This window comes from Rubripirellula lacrimiformis (genome assembly GCF_007741535.1).
Classification (GTDB): domain Bacteria; phylum Planctomycetota; class Planctomycetia; order Pirellulales; family Pirellulaceae; genus Rubripirellula; species Rubripirellula lacrimiformis.
Genome location: NZ_CP036525.1, coordinates 2,203,038 through 2,227,671 on the forward strand (window position 1 = coordinate 2,203,038; position 24,634 = coordinate 2,227,671).

General features: G+C 57.9%; 19 protein-coding genes. 9 read left to right on the plus strand and 10 right to left on the minus strand.

All coding sequences use genetic code 11. The features are described 5' to 3' along the window. The first annotated feature begins 102 nt into the window (after positions 1–102). Positions 103–1,080, plus strand: coding sequence for an ABC transporter substrate-binding protein (locus K227x_RS07805; protein WP_246146661.1), 978 nt, complete (start codon positions 103–105; stop codon positions 1,078–1,080). A gap of 157 nt (positions 1,081–1,237) precedes the next feature. Here the strand turns inward: K227x_RS07805 and asnS are convergent, their stop codons facing one another. The 3 genes from asnS to K227x_RS07820 all read right to left on the minus strand — a co-directional run bounded on the left by asnS (position 1,238) and on the right by K227x_RS07820 (position 5,705). Beyond that, positions 1,238–2,632, minus strand: coding sequence for an asparagine--tRNA ligase (gene asnS / locus K227x_RS07810; protein ID WP_145168995.1), 1,395 nt, complete (start codon positions 2,630–2,632; stop codon positions 1,238–1,240). A gap of 54 nt (positions 2,633–2,686) precedes the next feature. Beyond that, positions 2,687–4,414: a divalent metal cation transporter gene (locus K227x_RS07815; protein ID WP_145177465.1), complete on the minus strand. Its 1,728-nt coding sequence runs from the start codon at positions 4,412–4,414 to the stop codon at positions 2,687–2,689. A gap of 220 nt (positions 4,415–4,634) precedes the next feature. Next, a complete protein-coding gene (locus K227x_RS07820; protein ID WP_246146662.1) occupies positions 4,635–5,705 on the minus strand; it encodes an FAD-dependent oxidoreductase in 1,071 nt (356 codons plus the stop codon). Positions 5,706–5,867: 162 nt separating this feature from the next. Between K227x_RS07820 and K227x_RS07825 the strand changes: the two genes are divergently transcribed. Next, positions 5,868–7,838, plus strand: coding sequence for a carbon starvation CstA family protein (locus K227x_RS07825; protein WP_145168997.1), 1,971 nt, complete (start codon positions 5,868–5,870; stop codon positions 7,836–7,838). 126 nt (positions 7,839–7,964) lie between these two features. On the opposite strand, the gene K227x_RS07830 is transcribed toward K227x_RS07825, so the two are convergent. Continuing rightward, positions 7,965–8,867, minus strand: coding sequence for a thiamine-phosphate kinase (locus K227x_RS07830; protein ID WP_145168998.1), 903 nt, complete (start codon positions 8,865–8,867; stop codon positions 7,965–7,967). Between the two features lie 299 nt (positions 8,868–9,166). On the opposite strand from K227x_RS07830, the gene K227x_RS07835 reads away from it, so the two are divergent. From K227x_RS07835 to K227x_RS07850, 4 genes are all read left to right on the plus strand, one after another. Next, on the plus strand, positions 9,167–10,639 hold the full coding sequence (locus tag K227x_RS07835; RefSeq protein WP_145168999.1) for an aldehyde dehydrogenase family protein: 1,473 nt from the start codon (positions 9,167–9,169) through the stop codon (positions 10,637–10,639). A 454-nt stretch (positions 10,640–11,093) separates the two neighbouring features. Continuing rightward, on the plus strand, positions 11,094–12,527 hold the full coding sequence (locus K227x_RS07840; protein WP_145169000.1) for a DUF58 domain-containing protein: 1,434 nt from the start codon (positions 11,094–11,096) through the stop codon (positions 12,525–12,527). Between the two features lie 71 nt (positions 12,528–12,598). After that, complete coding sequence (locus K227x_RS07845; RefSeq protein WP_218933845.1) at positions 12,599–14,029, plus strand: arylsulfatase; 1,431 nt, start codon at positions 12,599–12,601, stop codon at positions 14,027–14,029. 157 nt (positions 14,030–14,186) lie between these two features. Further along, a complete protein-coding gene (locus K227x_RS07850; RefSeq protein WP_145169002.1) occupies positions 14,187–15,146 on the plus strand; it encodes a metallophosphoesterase in 960 nt (319 codons plus the stop codon). A gap of 165 nt (positions 15,147–15,311) precedes the next feature. Here the strand turns inward: K227x_RS07850 and K227x_RS07855 are convergent, their stop codons facing one another. The 6 genes from K227x_RS07855 to K227x_RS07880 form a co-directional block, all read right to left on the minus strand. Further along, positions 15,312–16,202: a sugar phosphate isomerase/epimerase family protein gene (locus tag K227x_RS07855; RefSeq protein ID WP_145169003.1), complete on the minus strand. Its 891-nt coding sequence runs from the start codon at positions 16,200–16,202 to the stop codon at positions 15,312–15,314. 65 nt (positions 16,203–16,267) lie between these two features. Further along, positions 16,268–17,293: a zinc-binding dehydrogenase gene (locus K227x_RS07860; RefSeq protein ID WP_145169004.1), complete on the minus strand. Its 1,026-nt coding sequence runs from the start codon at positions 17,291–17,293 to the stop codon at positions 16,268–16,270. 68 nt (positions 17,294–17,361) lie between these two features. Continuing rightward, positions 17,362–18,057 carry an orotidine 5'-phosphate decarboxylase / HUMPS family protein gene (locus K227x_RS07865; protein WP_145169005.1) on the minus strand — a complete coding sequence of 232 codons (696 nt, stop codon included), beginning with the start codon at positions 18,055–18,057 and terminating at the stop codon, positions 17,362–17,364. A 129-nt stretch (positions 18,058–18,186) separates the two neighbouring features. After that, complete coding sequence (gene mqnC / locus K227x_RS07870) at positions 18,187–19,335, minus strand: cyclic dehypoxanthinyl futalosine synthase (RefSeq protein ID WP_145169006.1); 1,149 nt, start codon at positions 19,333–19,335, stop codon at positions 18,187–18,189. A 39-nt stretch (positions 19,336–19,374) separates the two neighbouring features. Next, positions 19,375–20,157 carry a menaquinone biosynthetic enzyme MqnA/MqnD family protein gene (locus tag K227x_RS07875; protein WP_145169007.1) on the minus strand — a complete coding sequence of 261 codons (783 nt, stop codon included), beginning with the start codon at positions 20,155–20,157 and terminating at the stop codon, positions 19,375–19,377. A gap of 59 nt (positions 20,158–20,216) precedes the next feature. After that, the gene (locus K227x_RS07880) at positions 20,217–20,891 is read right to left on the minus strand and encodes an RluA family pseudouridine synthase (protein WP_246146663.1); all 675 of its coding nucleotides are present in this window, start codon (positions 20,889–20,891) and stop codon (positions 20,217–20,219) included. A 466-nt stretch (positions 20,892–21,357) separates the two neighbouring features. On the opposite strand from K227x_RS07880, the gene K227x_RS07890 reads away from it, so the two are divergent. The 3 genes from K227x_RS07890 to K227x_RS07900 all read left to right on the plus strand — a co-directional run bounded on the left by K227x_RS07890 (position 21,358) and on the right by K227x_RS07900 (position 24,628). Next, the gene (locus K227x_RS07890; protein ID WP_145169008.1) at positions 21,358–22,113 is read left to right on the plus strand and encodes a hypothetical protein; all 756 of its coding nucleotides are present in this window, start codon (positions 21,358–21,360) and stop codon (positions 22,111–22,113) included. Between the two features lie 168 nt (positions 22,114–22,281). Further along, the gene (locus tag K227x_RS07895) at positions 22,282–23,715 is read left to right on the plus strand and encodes a phytoene desaturase family protein (RefSeq protein ID WP_145169009.1); all 1,434 of its coding nucleotides are present in this window, start codon (positions 22,282–22,284) and stop codon (positions 23,713–23,715) included. Between the two features lie 82 nt (positions 23,716–23,797). Further along, positions 23,798–24,628: a fumarylacetoacetate hydrolase family protein gene (locus tag K227x_RS07900; RefSeq protein ID WP_145169010.1), complete on the plus strand. Its 831-nt coding sequence runs from the start codon at positions 23,798–23,800 to the stop codon at positions 24,626–24,628. The last annotated feature ends 6 nt before the right edge of the window (positions 24,629–24,634 follow it).

Below are 24,634 nucleotides of genomic sequence, written 5' to 3' on the forward strand. Positions count from 1 at the left end.
AACGTGTCCGCCCCCTTTTGTGCAAAGCACCCGAAGGGCCGGTTCTCGGCAAAACGGGGCGGGCACTTCTCTACCGCGCTTCGCTTCATGGTTGCGGCTTGGATGATCACCGTTTTTGTCGGCTGTGGACAAAAAAGCGATTCGTCGGTCGCGGTTTCGTCTGGCGCTGGCGATCCATCGTCGGCCGACACTGCGGTGGCCGTGCAGTTGAATTGGTATCCGGAAGCCGAACACGGCGGCGTCTATCAAGCGTTTGCTGATGGGACGTACCAACAGGCCGGTTTGGACGTCGAAGTTCGTCCCGGCGGACGAGCGACACCGGTGGCGCCCGAGTTGCAATTGGGGCGTGTCCAGTTTGCGATGGCGAACGCCGATGACGTGGTTGTTTACCGCCGCGAAGGCATGGACATCGTTGCGGTGATGGCCGTGATGCAGGACAGTCCGCGTTGCATTCTGGTACGTGAAGACAGCGGCGTGAAAGATTTTGCTGGCCTGTCGGGGATGACCTTGCAGCGTCAGGCGGGCCGTTCATTCTTGGAATTCATGCGGTCCAAAGGCGTTCTGGATAATGTTCGCGAAGTGCCTTATCACGGCAGCGTTTCATCCTTGATCGCCGACCCCACGATTGCCGTGCAGGCGTATTCGTTCGCCGAGCCATTGGTCGCTCGTCAGCAAGGCGTGGAGGTGCGAACGTTGATGGTCAGCGACCTGGGTTGGAACCCGTATTCAAGTGTCCTGATCACCAGCGGCAAAATGATTCGCGAACAACCCGATCTGGTTCGACGATTCGTCGCCGCGACTCGCATCGGCTGGCAGCACTACCTGACGGATCCTGCGGCCGGCAACGCTGCGATCATGGACGCCAACCGACACGGGATGACACCCGAGGCACTCGATTTTGGCAGCAGCGAACTGCGTCCGTTGGCGCTTCCCGGCGAGATGTCGATCGACAACATCGGCGACATGTCCATCGATCGTTGGACGCAGTTGGTAGACCAGATGGAAGAGATGGACCCAGCGTCGGTGGGCAAAGTAAAACCCGAGCAGTGTTTTACAACCGAGTTTTTAGACGGGCGCTAGCCGCCGGTTGACTTACGAGCCGTTCAGACAAACACGGTGAATCACTGGGTAGCGGAAGTCGTCAAGACTTTCGATGGATCTCAGATCCAAGGCCGAAACTCTTGACGAGTTCCGCTACGAAGAACGGCCTAGACGGATGAATGAACCGGCTGGGGCCTTAGAAGTCTGCGTTGCCAGGCGTTCGTGGGAACGGGATGACGTCTCGGATATTGGCCATTCCGGTGGCGTACTGAACGGCTCGTTCCAGCCCCAGTCCAAAACCGGCGTGCGGTACGGTGCCGTAGCGTCGCAGGTCGATGTACCAGCTGTATTCTTCCTCGCTGAGTCCGGCTTCGCTCATTCGCGACAGCAACACATCGAGTCTTTCTTCGCGTTGGCTGCCACCGATGATTTCGCCCACGCCGGGTACCAGGACGTCCATCGCCGCAACCGTTTTGCCGTCGTCGCTGACACGCATGTAGAACGGTTTGATCGTCGATGGATAGTCGGTCAAGATCAACGGTCCGCCGACATGTTTTTCGGTCAGAAACCGTTCATGCTCGGCCTGCAGATCAGTGCCCCATTCGACGGGGAATTCAAATTTCTCGGTCGTTGATTTCAGCACATCGACCGCTTCGGTGTACGTCATGTGCGAAAACGGTTTGTCGATCACCGCGGTCAGCTGTTCGATCTTTCCCTTTTCGATCCGTTGGTCAAAGAACTGCATGTCTTCGCCGCAATGGTTCAGACAATCGCTGAAGATTCGTTTCAGAAAGTCTTCGGCCAATTTCATGTTGTCGGCAAGGTCAAAGAACGCCGCTTCGGGTTCGACCATCCAGAACTCGGCCAAGTGCCGCGACGTGTTGCTGTTTTCGGCGCGAAAGGTTGGCCCGAATGTGTAGATCCGGCCCAACGCGGTGGCGTAGGCTTCGCCGTTCAATTGGCCGCTGACGGTCAGGTGGGCGGGTTTCTCGAAAAAGTCGTATTCGTAATTCACCGGCCCGCCTTTCTTGGCCAGCATTTCTAGGTCCAGCGACGTGACGCGGAACATTTCACCGGCACCCTCGCAGTCGCTGGCTGTGATGATCGGCGTGTGGGTGTAGAAGAATCCATTCTCGTGAAAGAATTGATGGATCGATTGGCTGATCTGATTGCGGACGCGTGCAACCGCACCAAACGTGTTGGTGCGGGGACGCAGGTGAGCCCATTCACGCAGCTTTTCAAATGTGTGCCGCTTCTTTTGCAGCGGATAGGTTTCCGGGTCCGCCCAGCCCAGCACCCGCAGGGCGGTGGCGTGCAGTTCCGTGGCCTGCCCCGAGGCCGGCGATTCTTTCAATTCGCCGGTGACGACGACGCTGCAACCGACCGACAACTTCTGGACTTCGTCGGCATAGTTGGCCAGTTCCGCCGGCGCTACGATTTGCAGGTTCCCAAAGCAACTGCCATCGTTGATTTCGACGAAACTGAATCCGCCCTTGCTGTCGCGGCGAGTGCGAACCCAACCGCGAATCTCGATATCCGGTCCGATTGACGACTCGCTGCGTGCTTTGTCGACACTGATCCAGTGGCTCATCGATGGTCATCCTTGAAATGGCGTGTTGTGGGAAAGGGGGGCGGCAGCCGCGGGCTACGCGTCCACCTGCGTCGTACTTGGATGGCGGAGGAAATGGCCCGCGATCAATGCGACCACAAAGACCGCAAGCAGTCCCATGATGGCGTTGAAGGCCATCGGGTTGCTCTTGTCCATCGCCTTTTCATAGATCGCGGCCGATGCGGCCACGATGGCGCCAATCACCGACAGGATCATCAACACATTCCAGACGATCATGCTGGTTCCCGTCGGCTTTTCCGAACCCAGGATCCGCTTGCTGTTCATCATCAAAAAGAACGTGATGTAAGCGATCGGCAACAACATCATTCCAAAGCTGGACGTGAAAATTGCGAGCCAGAATTTCGCGTCACCCTGCCACAGGAATACCCAACTGGCACCAAACAGGCCCGCGACCAGACACCCGACCACGAACGGTGTGGTTCCATCGGGGGATCCAACGATTTCACGGAATGCGTACCCGTTGATCAGCATCAGGATGATGATCGTCGAAAAGCCCATTCCAAAGACGCCCAGACCGAACACCAAATTGGCCATCGTTTTGCCAAGCAGCGGTGCCAGGGTGTCGGATAGTTGAAACGCGTTTCGCTTGACCAGCGACAAAGCCAGTTTCTTTTCTTCGACAGGCAACTTGGCTGCCATTTCTAGTTTGGTTGCTTCGTCGGTCGTTTCGGCAGCCGCACCCAAGTCGGCATCGATGCGTCCGATCAGCGACCCTTTGACCGAATCAAACATCGGACTCGATTCCATCACGGTCAGGTCGTTGCTGGCCAGCGAGTCATCGATTTTGGCGTGGAAGGTGGATGCCGCCGCGATCACGACACAGCTGGTGACCAAGATGTAAGGGATCGCCATTCCGGTTGCCAAGTCAAAACGAGCAAGTCCGCGGAACGGTTTGTCCCAACCGCGGCTGAGCATCGAATAGGGCAACAGGAACGTCATGTTGATTCCGACTGCGGTCGCCGCCGCGGCAATCATGACGGCCCTTTGCGAACTCAGAATCGTCGTGTTCCAGTAGTCCTGTCCGGTCTGCGGCAATCCCGCGATCAACGCCGCTAGATCACCGGCAGGCGAGTTCCACTGGCCGGGGTTGGGAATCATGCCGGTAAAGATCTGGCTGAAGTCCAATTGTCCGTTGGCGGCCAGCAAGACCACGACGCCGACAAAGCAGATCACGACCATCCCAATGAGCGCCTTCAGGAACGCGTCGAAAAGCTTGGCTGACTTGCCTTCTTTGGCCTTCAACAGAACCACAAATCCGGCCGACAACAGCAGTGCGACCGTGACGATCATGCGAGTGCTGGTGGAATCCCCCAGACCTTCGCCGCCACCGATCGAAAACAGGTTCTTGTCCAACGCGTCATAGGCCAGACTGAACTGAGGCATGCACCAAATCATGTTGGCCATGCAGGTGGCGATGACCCACGACCAGCCCAACGCTGGATTGATTTCGCTATTGATCGCTTCGAACGGACGGCGACCGGTAGACAGAGTCACGTAGCTGATCGCCGACAACATGACGACGCCCATGAAGATCGCCATCAATTGCAACCAGATCATGCTGGTTCCGCCCAACACGCCCAGGAACAGCGCGCCGGCAAGCGATCCGCCACCAAGCGTGATCGCACTTTGCAGCCAACCCGGTCCCGACAACCGGATGAATGCGCCTAGAAGCTTTCCCTCGTTGGCGGCATTTTGAAGCAGTTCGCGGTCGGATTGGATTTTGTTGCTTGGGCCGTCGGTCATGGGCGTGCGAACCGATTGTTGACTCAATCGGTGTTCCTTCGAAGGGTGGGCTAGATCACAGTAGCGGCGATTCTAACCCAACCTTTCCATTCATGCTGCTACGCATCAGCAAGAATCATTCCGCCCGCTGCAGAGGCGGGACGGACTGGTCCGAACTCCCTCTGCGCCGGTGGCCTGGATTCATTTCGTCCAGTCCGCCGATCCCGACCGGGCCACATGGTTATTCCTGTTCGGCCAGATAGCGTTCGGCATCCAGGGCTGCCATGCAACCGGTGCCGGCAGACGTGATCGCTTGGCGATAGTAGTCATCGGCAACGTCACCGGCGGCAAACACGGCGCGAATGTTGGTGTTGGTGCGGAACGGTTTGGCCCACTGGATGTAGCCCGATTCGTTCATGTCGACCGCACCGCCCAGGAACGCGGTGTTGGGCGTGTGTCCGATGGCAACAAACATGCCGCCGACTTCGAGGTCCCGCGTCGAATCGTCGACCGTGCTGGCAATTTTTACTCCCGTGACCAGCTTGCCGTCACCGACGACCTCGCTGACGACGCTGTTCCAAAGGATCTCAATCTTCGGGTGATTCTTTGCCCGGTCCTGCATCACCTTGGACGCTCGCATTTCGTCGCGGCGGACGATCATGTAGATCGTGGCAGCGTCTTTTAGGTTGGCCAAGTAGGTGGCTTCTTCGACGGCCGAGTCACCGGCACCGACGACAGCCAACGGTCGACTGCGATAGATCGGCAGCGCTCCGTCGCAAACCGCACAGGCGCTGACGCCCTTGTTCTTGTATTCCTCTTCCGAGGGCAGCCCCAGATAGTTCGCTCGAGCGCCAGTGGCGATGATCACGGTGTGGGCTTTGACGGGTTCACCCGAGGCGGGTTTCAGCGTGTGTGGGCCGGCTTCTGCGAAATCGACGCTTTCGATGTCGTCGCTGATCACGCGAGTGCCGAAGTTCAGCGCCTGCTGTTTCATCAGTTCCATCAGCTCGGTGCCCTGCACCGCGTAATGTGGCTGACCATCTTTTTCGTGGCCCGCCGGTGCGGGGGGCAGGTTGTAGTGGCGGTCTTTGCTGACGGCCGATTCGACGAATGCGCGAACGTTTCCGGCTGGAAAGCCAGCGTAGTTTTCGACTTCGGTCGTGAATGCCAACTGGCCCAACGGGATCATTTCAGGCTTGTAAGTCCCCTCGTACACGACGGGGTTCAAGTTGGCACGAGCGGCGTAGATGGCGGCGGACCAGCCGGCAGGACCGCTGCCGATGATGATTGTCTTTTCGATAGTTTCCGACACGTTCAAATCGCTCCGTGCGTAAGTCGCAAGCAGGGGAGAAGCTGTTAAGATTGGTTCTTGGCCAGTATAGACGCCGCCCGCCAATGGACGTAGCGGTGGTAGGCTGGCTGTCGTCATTCAGCATATTTACAAGTATCCACGAACACTTCGAAGTCGGTATCCATGAGCACACTGTTGATCGCTGTTGGTTCGATGGTCGCTTACTGGATCGCCTATCACACCTACGGTCGATGGTTGGCGCGGAAGATCTTCCGGCTCGATCCGTCCGCCGTGGTGCCCAGTGTGGAATTAAATGACGATTGCGACTTCGTACCCACCGACAAATCGGTGCTTTTCGGGCACCACTTCACGTCCATCGCCGGTACCGGTCCGATCGTCGGCCCCGCGATTGCCGTCATGTGGGGCTGGTTACCGGCCCTGGTTTGGGTGCTGCTGGGGTCGATCTTGGTCGGCGCGGTGCATGATTTTGGGGCCTTGGTGGTTTCGATTCGCAGCAAGGGGCAAACGGTCGGCGACGTGGCCGGCCGGGTGCTAAACCGCCGCGTGCGGATGCTGTTCCTGTTGATCCTGTTCATGGCGTTGACGATCGTGTTGGCGATTTTTGGACTCGTCATCGCCGCCGTCTTCAAACAGTACCCCGCATCGATCATCCCGTGTTTGGTCCAGATCCCGATCGCGGTTGCGATCGGTACCTGGTTGCACCGCAGGAACGTCGCCCTGCTGCTGCCATCGTTGATCGCGTTGGTCGCGATGTATTTGACGTTGGTGTTTGGGAACGACGGGATTTTGGGATCCATCAACAATGCGATGGCCGGTTGGTCGGTGATCACGTGGGTATTGTTGCTGTTGGTTTATTCCTACGTCGCATCGGTGTTGCCGGTGTGGTTGCTGTTGCAACCGCGTGATTACATCAATTCACTGCAGCTGATCACGGCACTCGGTTTGGTGGTGGTCGGGTTGGTCTACGCAGGTTTGTTCGGTGGTGCACCGATCGTCGATGGCGGTGACCGGATTCCGCTGGAAATCGTAGCCCCGATGTTGCGAGCCGATCCGGTTGGCGCACCGGCGGTGATTCCGTTCCTGTTCATCACGATCGCTTGCGGTGCGTGCAGTGGGTTCCATTGTCTGGTTTCCTCGGGCACGTCCAGTAAACAGATCAAGAGCGAATCGGACGCTCAGTTTGTCGGTTACGGTTCGATGCTGACCGAAGGCTTCTTGGCGGTGATCGTGATTCTGGCTTGCGTGGCCGGGTTGGGATTGGGGGCCACCGCGGTCGGGGGAACCGAAATGGTGACCGGCAGTGATGCCTACATGGCCCGTTATGCCACCTGGGCATCGGCCAGCGGCTTGGGGGCCAAAGTGGGCGCCTTTGTGGACGGTTCGGCCAATTTCCTGCGAGCGATCTCGGTGCCATCGCAAATCGCGGTGGCGATCATGGGCGTCTTGGTGGCATCGTTTGCCGGAACAACCTTGGACACTGCCTGCCGATTGCAACGCTATGTGGTTCAAGAATTAGCGGCGACCTTTGTCGGTGATCCAGCGGCCGATTCCCGCTCCGGCGGACTATCGCTGAACCCGTTGGTTTGGTTGACCAACAAACATGGCGCGACCATCTTCGCGGTCTCGCTGGGGCTGGTGATCGCTGCTTTGCCGGCGCCCAACACACCGGTTTCGTTTACCCAGGCCATCGCGGGCGATTTGCCGGCGGACTTTGTCCAATCCGCCGTGGATCTGCCCGCTGCGGCCAGCGCCGGCGGGATCGCCGGAGCCGGATGGTGGTTGACGACTTTCGCGGGCAAAGGTGGATTGATCCTATGGCCACTGTTCGGGGCCACCAATCAGTTGCTTGCCGGATTGGCGTTCCTGGTGATCTCGTTCTTCTTATGGCGACGCGGCGTGCCGGTGTGGTTCATCGTGATCCCGATGATTTTCATGCTGATCGTTCCAGCCTGGGCGATGCTGTCCGAGTTGCCCGGATGGTTCGCGGCCGATCATCCCAATTGGGTGGTGATCATCGTGGGCATGTCGACTCTCGTGTTAGAAGCCTGGATGCTGGTCGAAGCCGTCATCCTGTGGCCCAAAGTCAAAGGCATCTTGGAATCCCCGGCCATCGCAAAGAAACGATCGACCTAAGCCGTCCTTGTCGTCGTGGAATTCCCTTTGCCGCATCAACTTCCCGTCGCCGCATCCATTTCCGCACCGGGAATTCTGGCGAATCCCAGGGCGGAACGTTGATTGGATGCGCGTCTAGCGACTTGCTTAGTGAACGTAGCCTTGGGGTGACAGCCGTTCGTGGCGACCGTTTTCCAGTTTCCACAGCCCGGTACGGCTGGTAGTCGTACCGATCTGAGTCAGTGTGGCACCTACGTCGGTGGCCAACACTTTGTCAGCGTCCGATTGGCTCATCGTGACGATCAATTCAAAGTCTTCGCCGTCGCTCCAGGCGTGCTGGAATGGAGTGCGTCCAGAGGTTTTCGACAGTTCGATCGCGTCGTCGTGAATCGGGATCGTATCGATCTTCAGTTCGCAACCGACGTCACTTTTGGCCAACAGCCGATCCAGGTCCAGTGACAGCCCATCACTGATGTCGATCGCGGCGGTCACTTGAACCAGTTCGCGAAGTTTGGCGGCCAGTTCGACTCGCGGGTTGGGACGCATGTGGCGACCACGGATACTGCCGCCGACCGGGCCGGTCACCAGAATCGCTTCGCCTTCGCCGGCGCCGCTTCGCAGCCAAGCTCCGCCGGCCGGCACATGGCCTAGCAGCGTGACGCTGATCGCAAGGGGGCCATCGTAGGTCGACAGATCGCCGCCCGCGATCGCAACTTTGAATTGGGTGGCAGCCTCGAAAATGCCTTCGTAGACTTCGCCAGCAATCCGCGTCGCGTTGGACTTTGGCAAGGCCAACGTGACCAACGCCGACGTCGGCACCGCTCCCATCGCCGCAACGTCGCTAAGGTTGATCGCCATCGACTTGAATCCAACATCGCCTAGCGAGTGCTGGTCGGACAGGAAATCCACACCGTCGATGATCTGATCGACACAGGCAATCTGTTGGCCCACGACGGGCTCGATCACGGCTGCATCGTCGCCAATGCCCACGGAAACTTGCGGCAGCGAACGGCAGCGGCCACGCAGGTAGGCGAGAAAGGACTGTTCCATGATCGATCAGATTTGTTGATTGAAAGGGTTTCGAGCAATGAGCGGCAAAAGGTGTCCGCCCCCTTTTGCCGGCAAGCCGGCCCTTCGGGTGCTTGGCACAAAAGGGGGCGGACACTTTTTTCCTCTCACGATCCTTCGGGCCCCTAGCCGGCGTCAAGCGTGGCTTTGGGCGGTGGGTGGACCGCGATTGTGGGAGCCGGATTTTGGACGCTGGAGAGAACCTCGGCAACCTCGCTTGTTTCGTGATCCGCTACACTGGCCAATGTCCCCGTTTCCCCAGCGAATCACCGGAGGTTTGCATGTCTGCGACGATTTCATCCGCCCCATCCGAAATCAAAATTACCGAAACCCAGTGCTTCATCGGTGGTAATTGGGTGCCGGCCGTCAGCGGGAAAACGTTTGCGACGATCAACCCCGCGACGGAACAGGAGATCGCGCAAGTCGCCGAAGGGGACGCCGCGGACGTCGATGCGGCAGCCAAGGCCGCACGCGAAGCCTTCGAAAACGGTCCCTGGCGGACGATGGATGCCCGCGATCGAGGCCGGTTGATGTACCTGTTGGCCGATCGGATGGAAGCGGAAATTGACGCTTTGGCAGCGCTGGAAACGCTCGATAACGGCAAGCCGTTAAAAGACAGTCGCAACGTGGATCTGCCATTGGCGATCGATTGTCTGCGTTACTACGCCGGCTATGCCGACAAGATTCACGGCAGCACGATTCCCATTCGTGGCAACCACTTCTGTTACACCCGCCGGGAACCGATCGGTGTGGCCGGTCAGATCATCCCCTGGAATTTTCCGATTCTGATGACGGCTTGGAAATGGGGGCCGGCGCTGGCCGCCGGTTGCACGATCGTGATGAAGCCGGCCGAACAAACGCCGCTGACCTGTTTGCGAATGGCCCAATTGGCCAAAGAGGTTGGCATTCCCGACGGCGTCATCAATGTCGTTCCCGGCTTCGGTCCAACGGCCGGCGCCGCAGTGGTCAAACATCCGCAGATCGACAAGATCGCATTCACCGGCGAACATCGAACGGCTCAGATCATCACCCGCGATTCAGCCGACACGCTGAAACGATTGACGTTTGAATTGGGCGGCAAAAGCCCCAATGTGATCTTTGCCGATGCCGACTTGGATGCGGCTGCCATGGGCGCCTATGTGGGACTGTTCCTGAACCAAGGGCAATGTTGTTGTGCAGGCAGCCGAGTGTTCGTCGAATCCAGCAAGCATGACGAGTTCATCGAAAAGCTGCAGGCACTGACGGCCCGGCGAAAGGTTGGTGATCCGTTCGCTGCCGATACCGAACAAGGCCCACAGGTGGATCAGGCTCAATTCGATAAGATTTTGTCGTACATCGATAAGGGCAAAAAAGAGGGAGCCGATTGCATCAGCGGGGGCAATCGCGTCGGCGACAAAGGTTACTTCATCGAACCGACGATCTTTGACAACGTTCGCGACGATATGTCGATCGCAACGGACGAGATCTTTGGACCGGTACTAAGTGTGCTGACCTTTGATGACAAAGACGACATCATCCAACGAGCCAACAATACGTTCTTTGGACTAGCGGCCGCCGTTTGGACACGCGACATCTCGGTGGCGCACGAATTTGCCGCACGCGTCCGAGCCGGAACCATTTGGGTCAATTGCTACGACGTGTTCGACGCCGCGGCCCCTTTCGGAGGGTTCAAAATGAGCGGGTATGGCCGGGAACTAGGCGAAGAAGGACTGAAGGCGTACACCGAAAACAAAACCGTCACGATCGCGCTGTAGTGCCACGTGAAGGTTTCAAAACTCTGCTTCCACCCGTAGCGAAAGTTGCCAAAACTTTCGGCATGTCCATCCTCTCATTCCAACCTTCCTCCGTAGCGAAAGTTGCCAACACTTTCGGCGTGTCCATCCAACCTTCCTCCGTAGCGAAAGTTGCCAAAACTTTCGGCATGTCCATCCTCTCATTCCTCCTTTCTCCGTAGCGAAAGTTGCCAAAACTTTCGGCCCCCCGATCCCTGCCGAAACTGTTGGCGATCTTTCGATTCAGTGAGCCGCGACGCGTGAGCGGCCGGGAATCCCCCCCCCCCGCTGCCCGTGACCTCACGGCCAGCGGCTTATCATTGCCGTTGTGACTTCCGCTCAATCGACAAACTTCTGGCGAGTTTCGCTACGATGAGTCGATGCTCGGCACGGCACCGACCTTTTGCGTCAACACAGCACCAGCACCAACGAACGCATGAACGAAATTTTCCAGCGGTCTATCGAAGACCATGTCCAGTGGCAGAGCCAGTGGCCGTGGTTGGTGCTGGCATTTCTGGCCGCGCCGTTGCTGGTCGCGGCTTGGAAACTGCGGATCTATCCATCGATGGCGTGGGTTGGTTTGTTGGCCGTGTCGTTGGTCGTCAGTGTGGTGGCGATCTTCATTCCCGGATTTTTGGTCATTGCCGCGATGGTCGATGTCGGGCTAGTGATCATCGCCGCCATCGACTTTGCGTTGCTTTACACGTTGACCAATCGTGGCGTCGAAGTCCGGCGTTCGATCCCCAAGACCTGTTCGTTGGGGGTGACCGTCGACAGTGAATTGACGGTGGAAAACCGATCGGGAATGGCGTTGATCGGCCAGGTTCGTGACGACCTGCCGGAACACTTCACGTCGTCGCCGGAACATCACGCACTGCGTCTGCCGACGCGAGGGCTGATGACCGCACGGCGGAAGCTAACACCGGGACGTCGCGGTGCGTTCGAATTACGGAACGTCTACTTGAACTTTTCAAGTCTGTGCCGATTGTGGAAACGACATTTGGTGCTGCCGCTGGCCCAACCATTGAATGTCTATCCGGACATGAAACAACTGTCCGACTATGCCCTGCTGGCGCGTACCAACCGGCTTAGTTTGATCGGTGTTCGTAAGACACGCCGGATTGGTCAGGACAGTGAATTTGAACGGCTGCGTGACTATAGCCGTGACGACAATTACCGGCACATCGATTGGCGCAGCACCGCGCGGCGACGCAAACTAACGGTTCGCCAGTTTCAAAGTGACCAGAGTCAGCGTGTGATCTTTCTGCTCGATTGCGGGCGGATGATGACCAACCAACGTGATGGGTATTCGTTGTTGGATCACGCTTTGAATTCGACTTTGATGATGGCCTATGTTGCACTGTCGCAGGGCGATTCGGTGGGCATGCTGTGTTTTTCCGACGAAATTCATTCCTACATTCCGCCGGCGGGTGGCAAAAGTCAGATGAATCGGTTGATCCATGCCGGGTTCGACCAGTTTCCTCGGTTAGTCGAATCTCGCTACGACCAAGCGTTTTTGTACCTGTCGACCCATTGCAAGCGACGTTCGTTGGTCGTGTTGGCAACCAATGTGATCGACGAGGTCAACGCGGGAGCGGTGGTGGATTATCTTGGCAACATCAACGGCCAGCATCTTCCGCTTGGGGTACTGCTGCGTGACCGCGAAATGTTCGACGCCGCGGATTCGCCCGGTGGAGATTCATTTTCGATGTATCGATCGGCCGCCGCCGCAGACATTCTGCTGTGGCGTGACCAGGTATTGAAAGATTTGGAGCACCGTGGTGTGTTGATTGTGGACGCTTTCCCCGATGAACTGACCGCCCCGCTGGTGAATCAGTATCTGGAAATCAAAGCCAAACACTTGTTGTAAGAATCGGATACTTCTTTTCCGCTCTGCCCTGATTTTTGAATTGTCGCTTCGTGATTAGAAGAGAAAATATCGTGTTGTGTGTTTGTCGATTTGCCTGTTTGTCGTTGCTGTTTTTGTCCGGCCTTTGCGTGGCCCAGGAACGGCGACCCAACTTCATTTTTGTCCTAAGCGATGACGTCGCACAGGGCGATCTCGGGTGCTACGGACAGGAATTGATTCAAACGCCGCGTTTGGACCAGATGGCGGCTGAAGGGACTCGGTACATGCAGGCCTACTGTGGGACCAGTGTCTGTGCCCCCAGTCGGTCAACGTTCATGACGGGGCTGCACAGCGGGCATTGCCCGGTTCGCGGCAATTACGAATTGGCACCCGAAGGTCAATTTCCGCTGCCGGACGAAACGGTCACGATCGCCGAAGTTGCCAAGCAAGCAGACTATGCGACCGCCACGTTCGGCAAATGGGGAATGGGGTTCTTTGATACCACCGGCAGCCCGATGAAACAGGGCGTCGACCATTTCTTTGGTTACAACTGCCAACGCCACGCCCACAGCTACTTTCCTCGCTATCTGCATAACGACGATCAGGCCTTTCCACTTCCTGGCAATGATGGCAACACGGTTGGCGAAACCTACGCCCAAGAACTGATTCAGAACGACATGTTGGCGTGGGTTCGAAGCAACGCCGAACAGCCCTTCATGATGTTCTATGCGGTGACGTTGCCACATGGTCGGCACGAGATCGATGACTACGGGATCTATGCCGATAAGCCATGGACCGACAAACAGAAAGCCTATGCCGCGCAGGTCACACGGTTGGATTCCGACATGGGCGAAATGTTTGATCTGCTAAAAGAACTGAAGATCGATGACGATACGTTGGTTGTCTTTAGCGGCGACAATGGTTCATCGTTCAGTCCGCAATCGGACATGGGGAAACTGTTTGATCAGGCCAGCAACGGGCTTCGCGGATACAAGCGTGGGCTCTATGAAGGTGCCCTGCGTCAGGCCGCGATCGCGTGGTGGCCAGGGCATGTGCCGGCCGGGCGAGTGGATAATCAACCGTGGGCGTTCTGGGATCTGATGCCGACCTTTGTCGAAGTGTCGGGGGCGACGACGCCGGCCGGATACGAAACCGATGGTGTTTCGCTGCTGGACTATTTCGAAGGGGCCGAGGCGCCCAAACGTGATTACTTCTATTGGGAACTGCACGAAGGCAAGCCCATCCGCGCCGCTCGTTGGGGCGACTGGAAAGCGGTCCAAAACGGCGTCGATCAGCCGATCGAAATTTATGACCTGGCCACCGATCGCAGCGAGTCGTCGAACATCGCCGGTCAACACCCGGATCAAGTCAAACGAGCCAAGGCGATCTTTGCCGAAGCCCATCGCCCGGATCCCAACTGGCCAATGACGGGCAAGCCAGCCGAACGGATCGAGCACGGAAACGCCGCCTGGAAAGCCACCCGCCAACGGCTCCAAAAAACCGTCGCCCCAGTCGCTCCCTAACCAACCACCAAGATCTCCATACGATCACCCGTAGTGGGGTTCGCCAGAATTCCCAGCATCACCAACGACGAGGGAATTCTGGCGAATCCCACTACGGGGATTTGGGGGGACCGCTCTTTTGCTTCGTTTCTGTTTTCACAATTTCGGTTTCATGTTCATGCGGACCTCCCTCACTCTGATCCTGCTTTTTGTCACTGCGACGGCGCGAGCCGATGAGCCCATTGCGGATGCAGCGAACGACCGTTTTGCACAGGCCGCGAATCGGACCTTTGCGGCATTCGATTCACCGCACGAACAGACGTGGCAAAGCCCGTTCTTCTTCATGCAACTGGCTGATACTCAATACGGCATGTTCACCGGGAACAAGGGTTTCGAACAGGAAGCCGCTCTGGTGCAGCGCACCGTCCAGCACATCAATCGGCTGCGTCCTCGGTTTGTGATCGTTTGTGGTGACCTGACCAACGCGACTCCCAAACAGGATCGTTATCAAGATCAGGTGGCACAGTACCGCCGCGACTTTTCCAAAGTGGACGCTGATATTCCGTTGGTATGCGTCTGTGGGAACCACGATCTGGGGAACCGCCCCACGCCCGAATCGATCGCCAGTTATCAATCCCATTTTGGCGATGACTATTTTTCGTTTTGGGTCGGTGGCGTTTGCAACATCGTGATGAATTCCAGTGTGCTGAAAGATCCCAGCGGCGCGCCGGGAGTGTATGCCGACCAGCAGGCGTGGCTGCAGCAGCAGTTGGTTGCCGCGAAAGATGCGCAGGCCAAACATATCCTGGTGTTCCAGCATCACCCGCTGTTTCTGACGCAGGAAGACGAACCGGATGAATACTTCAACATCCCGTTGGAACGCAGGACGCCGCTACTGGCGCAGTTGAAACAGGCGGGAGTCCGGGCCGTGTTCGCTGGCCACTACCATCGAAACGCCTACGGGACCGCGGGAGCGATGGAAATGATCACCACCGGACCCGTCGGCCGGCCGCTGGGCAAAGACCCATCTGGCTTGCGGATCGTGGTTGTGAATGAAGCTGGAATTCAACACCAATACTGGGGACTCGACGATGTGCCCGCGAAAGTGGACCTGTCGACGACTTCCAACCCAAAATGATCCATCGGTTGTGAATGGTGCAGCGTCGCACCGGTGCCAGAGGGCAACTGTTTGGCCAGCCGTTCGAGCGATAGCCCCGGTTCTTGCGTGACGAAACCGAGGCTGGCGGCTAAACGGCCAACGGCAACGGCAGCCCGGTCCGTCGCCGGGAATCCTTCTTCACCGCTAGCTTTGCGGCCAGTGCTGAGCGATTTTTTGTTTTAGGAACGTGACGCTTCGGCGAAGTTGTTCGATCCCGTCAACGCCATCTTCGATGCTGATCCAACCGTCAAAACCGACTCGGGTTAGTTCGGTGAATATCGCGTCGTAGTCATTCAGGCCTTTGCCGATTTCGCCGTGGCTAAGTCGTCGGGCATAGCCCACGGAACCGCCTTCTTCACGGCGCAGATCCTCGATCGTTCCTTCGGTCAGGTAGCGATCGCTGGCGTGCATCGTGACCACTCGCTCGGACACTCGTCGCAACAGTTCCAGTGGATCTTCGCCGGCGATGTACGTGTTGCTGGGGTCGTAATTGACACCAAAGTTAGGATGATCGATCGCGGCCACCAATTGGCAGAACACGTCCATCTTCTGGGCGAATTCGGGATACTCCCAAAAGTCATCCTTGTAGTGGTTTTCGATGATCAGCGTGATGCCGCGTTCCTGGGCATAGGGCAAACATTGTTGGATCGAATCGGCCGCCAGCCGCACGCCTTCGTCGATCGATAGCTCCGGACGCCGTTGACCGCTCAGCACTCGACAGTAACTGGCGCCCAGTTCATGGGACATGTCGATCCATGATTTCTGGTGCTCGATTTGTGCGGCGCGGAAATCGGCATCCGGATGAGTGAAGTCGGGCGAACAGCACACCATCGGGATCACCATGCCGTGGTCCTGGACCCGGCTTCGGAATTGCGACCAGTTCGACCGGTCCGCCATCTCTAGAAAACCGGCGTACCATTCGATGCCATCGATGTCCAAGGTGGCGGCAATGTCGATCCATTGTGCGACGGTCATCGTGCCGTCTTTGCACAACGCATGCATGTAGGCTTTGGGGAAAGCTGCGAGTTGCGGCATGATCTGATGGGGGTGGGATGTGATGGCGGGAGATGATCGGGAAGACAGGCGAAAGCGAAGCGGAACTAGTTGGGATTCAGAACCGATTTGACCACTTCGCCATGGTGCATCTTTTCGAACGCTTCGTGCCACTGACTGATCGGCCAGACACCGCCGATGATGGGGCGGACGTCCAACTGATCGCTGGCCATCAACGCGATGACGCGTTCCCAGATCGGCCAATTGTGACTGAAACTGCCCTGCAGCGTGATGTTCTTTTGAACCAACGGGTCCAGGTTGAACCCGAGTGGTTGGGGGCCCCAGCCCACTTTGCTGATCCATCCCGCGGGTCGAACCAAATCCAGTGCGATCTTCAACGTGATGCTGGCGCCGGCCGCATCGATCACTCCGTCGCATCCGAGTCCGTCGCGCTCCATCGCCCATTCTTTGGCGTCACCGATGATCGTTTCGCACCCGTACTGTTCCGCGATCTTTAGGCGGTGGGCGTCTTGGGGAAGTCCAACCAGGGCGACTTGGGCGCCGCACAGACGGGCCATCGCCGCGCACAGGATGCCGATCGTCCCTGGGCCTAGAACGATGATGCGGTCGCCGGGTTCGATGGAACCGTTTTTGACCACGGCGCTATAGGCGACGCAGCACGGTTCGGTCAAACAGGCTTGTTCCAGTGGCAGTTGGTCTGGGACACGGTGCAGGATCCGCGCCGGGGCACGCACGTACTTGGTCATCGCACCGTTGACGCCATAACCAAATCCTTTTCGGCTAGGGTCCAAGTTGTACAGTCCGCGACGCGTCATCGGACTGTTGTCGTCGATGATCGCTGCGGTTTCGCTGACCACGCGGTCGCCTGCGGACCATCCGGCAACGTTGCTGCCGACTTCGGCGATCGAGCCCGCGAATTCATGCCCTAGGACAACCGGATAGTTGACCGGCCATGAATGGTCGGCTGTCCATTGATGCAGATCGCTGCCACAGACACCAACGTTGGCGACTTCCAACAGCACGTCATCGCTGCCGATGGTCGGGCATTCGACGTCACGCAGTTCGACGGAGTGCTTTTCGGGGGAATAATTGACAACGGCGGCAGACTTCATATCGGGATTCGCCAAGGTGGGACGTGTGGGGTGGGAAGCGTCGGGTGGGAAGCGTCGACAGGGAGGTGTTACGCGGAATCGTTGTGGGCATGGACAGCGTCGCAGATCATCCGCAGCGACGATTCTAGATCTCCGTCGGCGGTTTTGAAGGACTCTGCATCGATCGTTAGCGGAGCACCCAGCACGACCAAGGGGGCGCCATGGGCGGGGCATGCGATGGCTTGTTCGATCGACAATCCGCCCACCGCCTGCACAGGGACTTTGACCGCGTCACAGACTTCGCGCAATTGATCCATCGGGCTGGGCATCCGACTTCCGCGTGCAGCGATTCCGCGTCGTTCATCGTACCCGATGTGATGGATGACGAAGTCGCAGCCCAGATCCTCCAGCCATTTGGCGCCGTCGACCATGTCGGGGCAAACCATATTGTCGCCCATCACTTTGACCCCAAAGTCACGGCCGGCATTGACGACACAGCGGATCGTTTCTTCGTGTGCACGGGCCATCACAACCACGTGTGTCGCACCGGCCTGGGCCATCATCTGGGCTTCCAGATAGCCACCGTCCATCGTTTTCAAATCGGCAACGATCGGTGTGTCCGGAAATTCGGCACGCAGGGCGCGAACTCCGTGCAGCCCTTCAGCAAGGATCAGCGGCGTCCCGGCCTCTAACCAATCGACCCCGGCACGCATCGCCATATGGGCCGTTTCAATCGCCTCGGTGATGTTGGTCAGGTCGAGAGAAATTTGGACGATGGGACGCATCGAGGGGCCTATGTGGATCGAGGTGACAATGGAAACAAGCGGCCATTGTGACGGATCCGGCGCCGCCGTTGGTCGCCAGCGGCATCCCAGAGCGAAGGAAATCCAAAAGTTCGCAGCGTCCCCTTGGACCTAAACCGAAAGTTGCACCAATTCGTTCGGCGGGGTGGGACGCGCTTCCATCGCTTTGCGTTCCAAATCGGGCGATACCAAGTTGTAGAACACGTCGCGTTGCCGCGGTTGGAAACCCAGTTCTTCGATCGCGTCGCGGATCTGTTGCAGCGACAAAAAGTGCACGGTGCCAGCTTCGGCGACCACGTTCTCTTCGATCATCAGGCTGCCCATATCGTTGGCACCAAACAGCATGGCCAGTTGCCCGATCTTTAGACCCTGTGTCACCCAACTGCTTTGGATGCTGGGCACGTTGTCCAGGTACAGTCGCGCGATCGCTTGCGTCTTCAAGTATTCGAACGATCCGGCCGCGGGGATATGCGACAGTTCGGTGTTGTCGGGTTGGAAGGTCCAACAGATGAACGCGGTGAAGCCACTGGTTTCGTCCTGTAGGGAACGCACGCGTTCGAGGTGTTCGATTCGTTCGGCCAGCGTTTCGACATGACCGAACATCATCGTTGCCGTGCTGATGCCGCCCATCTTGTGCCACACACGCATGACGTTCAGCCAGTCATCCGAGTTCACCTTGCCGCGTGTGATCTCGTCCCGGACTCGGTCGACCAAAATTTCGGCTCCGCCACCCGGGATGCTGCCCAGACCAGCGGCCTTCAGTCGCGACAGGACTTCTTCGATCGGCAGGTTGTTGACCTTCGTGAAGTGATGCAGTTCTGGTGGGCTGAAGCCGTGAATGTTGACTTCTGGGAACGACGACTTGATGTCGCGAAGCAGTTCCTCGTACCAGTCCAGTTTGAATTTCGGATGCAGACCACCTTGCATCAAAATTTGGTTGCCGCCAAGGGCGACCGTCTCTTCGACCTTCTGCAACAGTTCGGCGCGTGGCAACACATAGCCTTCGTCGCTCTTCGGGCCCCGATAGAAAGCACAGAAGTCGCAAACGGCGGTGCAGATGTTGGTGTAGTTGATGTTCCGATCGACGTTGTAGGTTCGATACGGTTCCGGGTGCATCCGCCTGGAAACCTGATCGGCGGCCGAACCGATCGCGGCCAAGTCATGGCTGTGCAACAGTGCGAGTCCGTCGGCGGGCGAAAGTCGATCTCCGGCGATCGCTTTGTCCAGGATGGGGCGGATGGTCGAGTCGGTCGTGGTCATGGTGGTGACGGGGGTTAAGGCCGAACGGGAAGGTCGGGATCAGGCCGAGGGGACAGTGGGTTTGGGAGCCAGGCCAATGCTGCTGGCACGAGCTCGGAACGTATCGAGTGCCAGTTGTTCGCCCGGGCCGAGTCGGAAATTTAGGTTCTCTGCAAAATAACGATACAGGTCTTCTTTGGTCAGCCCGTGGGATCCGGCATCGATCGCAGCGATTGATTCGAGGTTCGCAAGCCCCGAATCGCGGCTGGATTCCAAAATCGCCGCCAAACCGGTGGTGTCGACCCCTTCGCGAGCAACCCACATGGCGAACACGAACGGCAGTTCCGTCCAACGGCACCACCGATCCCCGAGGTCCCAAATTTCGTGATAGACGCCGGGGGGCGTGTGCATCGCACGGTCGCCGATCAGCAAAATGGCGTCGGCGTCGACGTCTTCTGGCGTCTGGTCAATCGCCATCGGCACGGTCGCGGGCCGCAGACCATGCATTTCCCACAACAACACCTGGGTCATCGCGGCGCTGGTGCGGCTGCCTTCGTCCAAAGCCAGTGTTTTGATTTCGGGGATCGGAACTCGGCTCAGCAACCGGACGCTCCAAACCGGCCCACGGCACCCGATCGCGGCGTCCGAAACGATGCTGTAGCCATCGCCGCGGAAATATTCGACAGACGGAATCAGGGCCACATCCAGTTTTCCAGTGGCCAAATCCGCGGCCAGGCGGCTGGGCAAATCCAGCGTTAACTTCCCACGCGACCCCAATTGATCCGCCAAGGTGTGGATCAGAGGTTTGGTATTCAGGTAGGAAACGGCACCGATGCGCAACATGGTCTGGCCTGGCGGAGAAATTTTTTTCGGTAGGCGGCGATGATACTTTGCCTGCATGCTTAACCGAAGCCATCGGTCCAAGGCAACGTCTCGACGCTGGCGGAAATCCGTCGCCCGTTGGCTGGATCGTGAAATTCGATCGATTCCGCCCTCAGCATCAACGGCCCCGGGACGGTCGGTTGGGGCGCAGACTCGTTATCCACCGAACCATAGTCCGAATCGCCGATGATCGGGTGACCGCGGTGGCTCGATTGGATCCGCAGCTGATGCATTCGCCCGGTATGAGGGAACAGATGCAGCAGGCTGCGGTCGACTGACTGGTCGTAGGCAATCACCTGGACACGGGTTTCGGCATGTTTGGCGCCGTCGACCGACGCGTCACAGATCTGTGCCAACGGCCGATCGGGAACCTTGCGGACGTGATCGGTCCATACGCTTTGCCCCGGCACGACGTGCCCGGCGACGATGGCGGCGTACTGCTTGGTCACTTTCCGGGTCGCGAATTGGTCCGAGATCAGGCGGGCTTCTTTCTTCCGCAACGCGACCAACACGATCCCGCTGACCGGACGGTCCAAGCGGTGCACGATCGCCAGATATTGCGTGCGAGGGGCCAATTGAGCCCGCAACCGAAATTCCAGGCTGTCGCATCCCGGAGGCGCCTGAGTCGACAGGCCCGCGGGTTTGTCGACGGCGATCAGGTGGCCGCCATCCCAGACGATTTTCAGTTCGGTCAATTTCAGCCCGCGGAGCGAGTTTCGGAGTCAGGCGGAAGTATCTGCTTTGCCCAGCAGTGTCCTCTGAGACACCGCCCCGTTTCAAGCCGGGGCCTCCGTTTCGATGCGTGGCCAGCGATTGGATCCCAACCGAGTCCTGTCGGGGGGCTAGTCAACCTTGCCGTCGAAGTTCGAGTTCAAGTTCGAGTTCGAGTTCGAGTTCGAGTTCGAGTTCGAGTTCGAGTTCGAGTTCAAGTTCAAGTTCAAGTTCAAGTTCAAGTTCAAGTTCAAGTTCAAGTTCAAGTTCAAGTTCAAGTTCAAGTCTTCAAACCGTCATCCAGCACCCAACTTAAACTCGAACTTAAACTCGAACTCGAACTCTTCTTCCTTTCCCCCCCCGCTTCTGCATCCCCCACAGCCGTCATCCGCCCAAGTCCATCCGCAGACGAGATCACCTGAGGGTTTCCCCCGGCGATACAATTTTCGCATGTCATCCCACGATTCCCCTGATCCGCTGCAAGACCACGACGCCAGTCGGCTGGCTGACGTCGTGCCTGACATCGCGCCTGCCGGAGATCCGACCACCCGGCAACGCCGACTGCGGCTTAGCCTGCGCGAAATCCTTGGGGGGGTGACCTTGGCCGTGTTTGCGCTCGGCTGGGGCACGACCGTCATGAAGTTGCGGTCGGTCCAGGCCGACCTCAGCCGGTTGCGATCCGAGGTCGGTTACTTGGAACCCACTGCCGAGGGGCAGATGGCGGCTTTGCGAGCTCCGGCCGATCAACCGCTGACCTATCGATTTCACGTCCGATGTCCGCCGGGGTCGGTAAAGCATCGTTTGGCTTATAGCGTTCTGCTGGAACGTGGCCAGGTGCACCCGACCTGGTTTGGGGCTGTGCCGATCGCCGCCGGCGACGCTGTCGTGACGGTTCGGATCCAGGAAGATCCGCGAGACAGCCGCTGGAAAATTTCAGTCGTCGCGGATCAGGCCAGCCGTGTTCGCCGGATTTCGACGGCATTGCCGCCCGAATGGGTTGCGATCTTTCGCGAATCCCATGAAGTCGTCAGCACCGGAATTCCACGTGGGCAGCAGGTTGCGGCCGATCCGAAACAGTCGATCCGAGTGCTGGACGAACGATGGCTGGTCGGCGAAGGCAGTTTGTTGTTGTACGGTGATAGGCCGCCCGATAGCGACCAACTGGGCGTGTACGCAGAATTGCAGCCCGACATAGGCCCGTTGTAGCGGTGTCTGATGATCCCGCCCAATAGGCTAGGATCTGACCCCGGGGATCGCCCGGCCGTCGGTTCGCTGGTCGCCCGTTCGCCGTGGAATCGGTTCGCCGGCCGCCGGTTCAAACGGGTGAATCCAACCCCTGTCCATTTTGAAACTGAAACTTACGACTGATAGCTGATGGCAAAAGACTTTCTGAAGGGTGCGGCCGACGAGTACGACGTGATCGTGATCGGCAGCGGTTTGGCCGGAATGACGTCGGCCAACATCCTGGGCCGCGCGGGGCACCGTGTTCTGTTGCTGGAACAGCATTACAAATTGGGCGGACTGGCAACTTGGTTCCTGCGGCCCGGTGGCCATACGTTTGACATTTCGTTGCACGGGTTCCCGCACGGAATGATCAAATCCTGTCGGCGTTATTGGAACAAAGACATTTCAGACCGGATCGTTCAACTGAAGAACATCCGATTCGACAATCCCCAGTTCTCGCTGACGACGACTTTCAACCGCGATGACTTCACCCGGCTGTTGACGTCCAAGTTCGGGATTGAACATTCGACCGTGACGGAATTCTTTGATACCGCGCGTGGAATGAATTTCTTTGACGACCAAACCACCACTACGCGGCAATTGTTTGACCGGTTTTTTCCCGGTCGCGACGATGTGGTGCGGCTGTTGATGGAACCGATCACCTACGCCAACGGATCCACGTTGGAAGATCCGGCGATCACTTACGGGATCGTGTTCAGTAATTTTATGAGCAAAGGAGTGTTCATCTACGAAGGTGGCACCGACGATCTGATCGCGCGGATGAAAAAGGAATTGATCAGCAACAACGTCGATATTCGAATCAACTGTGGCGTCGATCGCATCCATTTGGACAAAGGGCATGTTGCGGCGGTGGAGACCAACGGTCGAAAGATCAAGTGCCGCGCGGTGGTCAGCAATGCCAACCTGCGCACCACCGTGCTGAAGATGATCGGTACCGAGGCACTGGACCGCGACTTTGTCGACAAGACCCAAGCGGTTCGTCTGAACAACAGCAGCACGCAGGTCTACATGGCGCTGAAACCGGGGCAGGAAATCGACGAATCCAGTGGCGACCTGTTCTTTACCAGCACGTCGAAAGAGTTTCGTACCGACCTATTGCTGTCGCGAGACATCACCAGCCGCACGTTCAGTTTCTATTATCCTCGCGCACGCCCTGGCAAAAAGGATCGTTACGCGATCGTCAGCAGCACCAACGCGAACTGGTCCGATTGGGCCGATCTGAACGAACACGACTACGAGGCCAGCAAACAAGACTTGGTCGAAACGACGATCGAAGCGTTAGAAAAATACATCCCCGGTGTCCGTGATAAAATCGATCGCGCCGAAGCCGCCACGCCGCGAACCTTTCACCACTACACGCGGCACGAATCGGGAGCCAGCTTTGGCACTAAATTCGAAGGCTTGGGCGTCAGCCGTGAATTGCCCCAACAGGTTGGCGGGATGTACCACGCCGGCAGTGTCGGCATCATCATGAGCGGATGGTTGGGGGCGATCAATTACGGCGTCATCGTCAGCAACGAAGTCGATCAGCAATTGGTCCGCGAAAGTTCTCATACGACTTAGCGGTGGGGTCGCGCTGTCGACCCTGCTGCGTGCAACTTGATCTATCAATCCTTTCCTTCCTTCCACCGACTCAGGTTCTACCATGGTGACTTGCCGATATCGAAACGAAGATGACGCGATCGAGTACGCGATGTTCAGCGAAGGCAAAATTTGTCCGCTGCCCGGCGTCAACGATCAAAACTTTTTCAGTTCGAATGTCGCGGTCGATGCATCGGATGAAACCTGGCGAAACGCGCCGGACGCATTCTTGCCGCCGACCCCGACGCCCGAAAAAGTGATCTGCATCGGTTTGAACTATCGTGACCACGCCATCGAAACCGGCGCGGAAATTCCTTCGGAACCGGTTGTCTTCAGCAAATTCAACACCACCCTAATCGGACATGGCGGTGTGATCCGGTTGCCTAGCATCTCTAAGAAAGTGGACTACGAGGCCGAACTGGTCGTGGTGATCGGCAAAGAAGCCAAGCATGTGCCCCAAGATCAGGCGATGGACTACGTCTACGGGTACACCTGTGGCCACGACGTGTCGGCTCGCGACTGGCAAAAAGGTCGGCCGGCGGGACAGTGGTTATTGGGCAAATCTTTCGACACGTTTGCCCCGGTCGGTTCCTGCGTGGTGCCAAAGTCCGAAGTTCCCGACCCATCGGACCTGCGAGTGCGAATGCGGCTCAACGGCGAAGTCGTTCAAGACAGCACCACCGCTCAGTTGATTTTTGATATCCCGACGCTGATCGCCCATCTTTCCAAATTCATGACGTTAAAACCCGGCGATCTGATCTTTACGGGAACGCCGCCGGGAGTCGGGGATGCCCGCAATCCGCCTGTGTATTTGAAGGATGGGGACGAGTGCACGGTGGAGATCGACGGCATCGGAATGCTGACCAACACCTGTCAAGATGAAGTGGCACCCTAGCCCGGA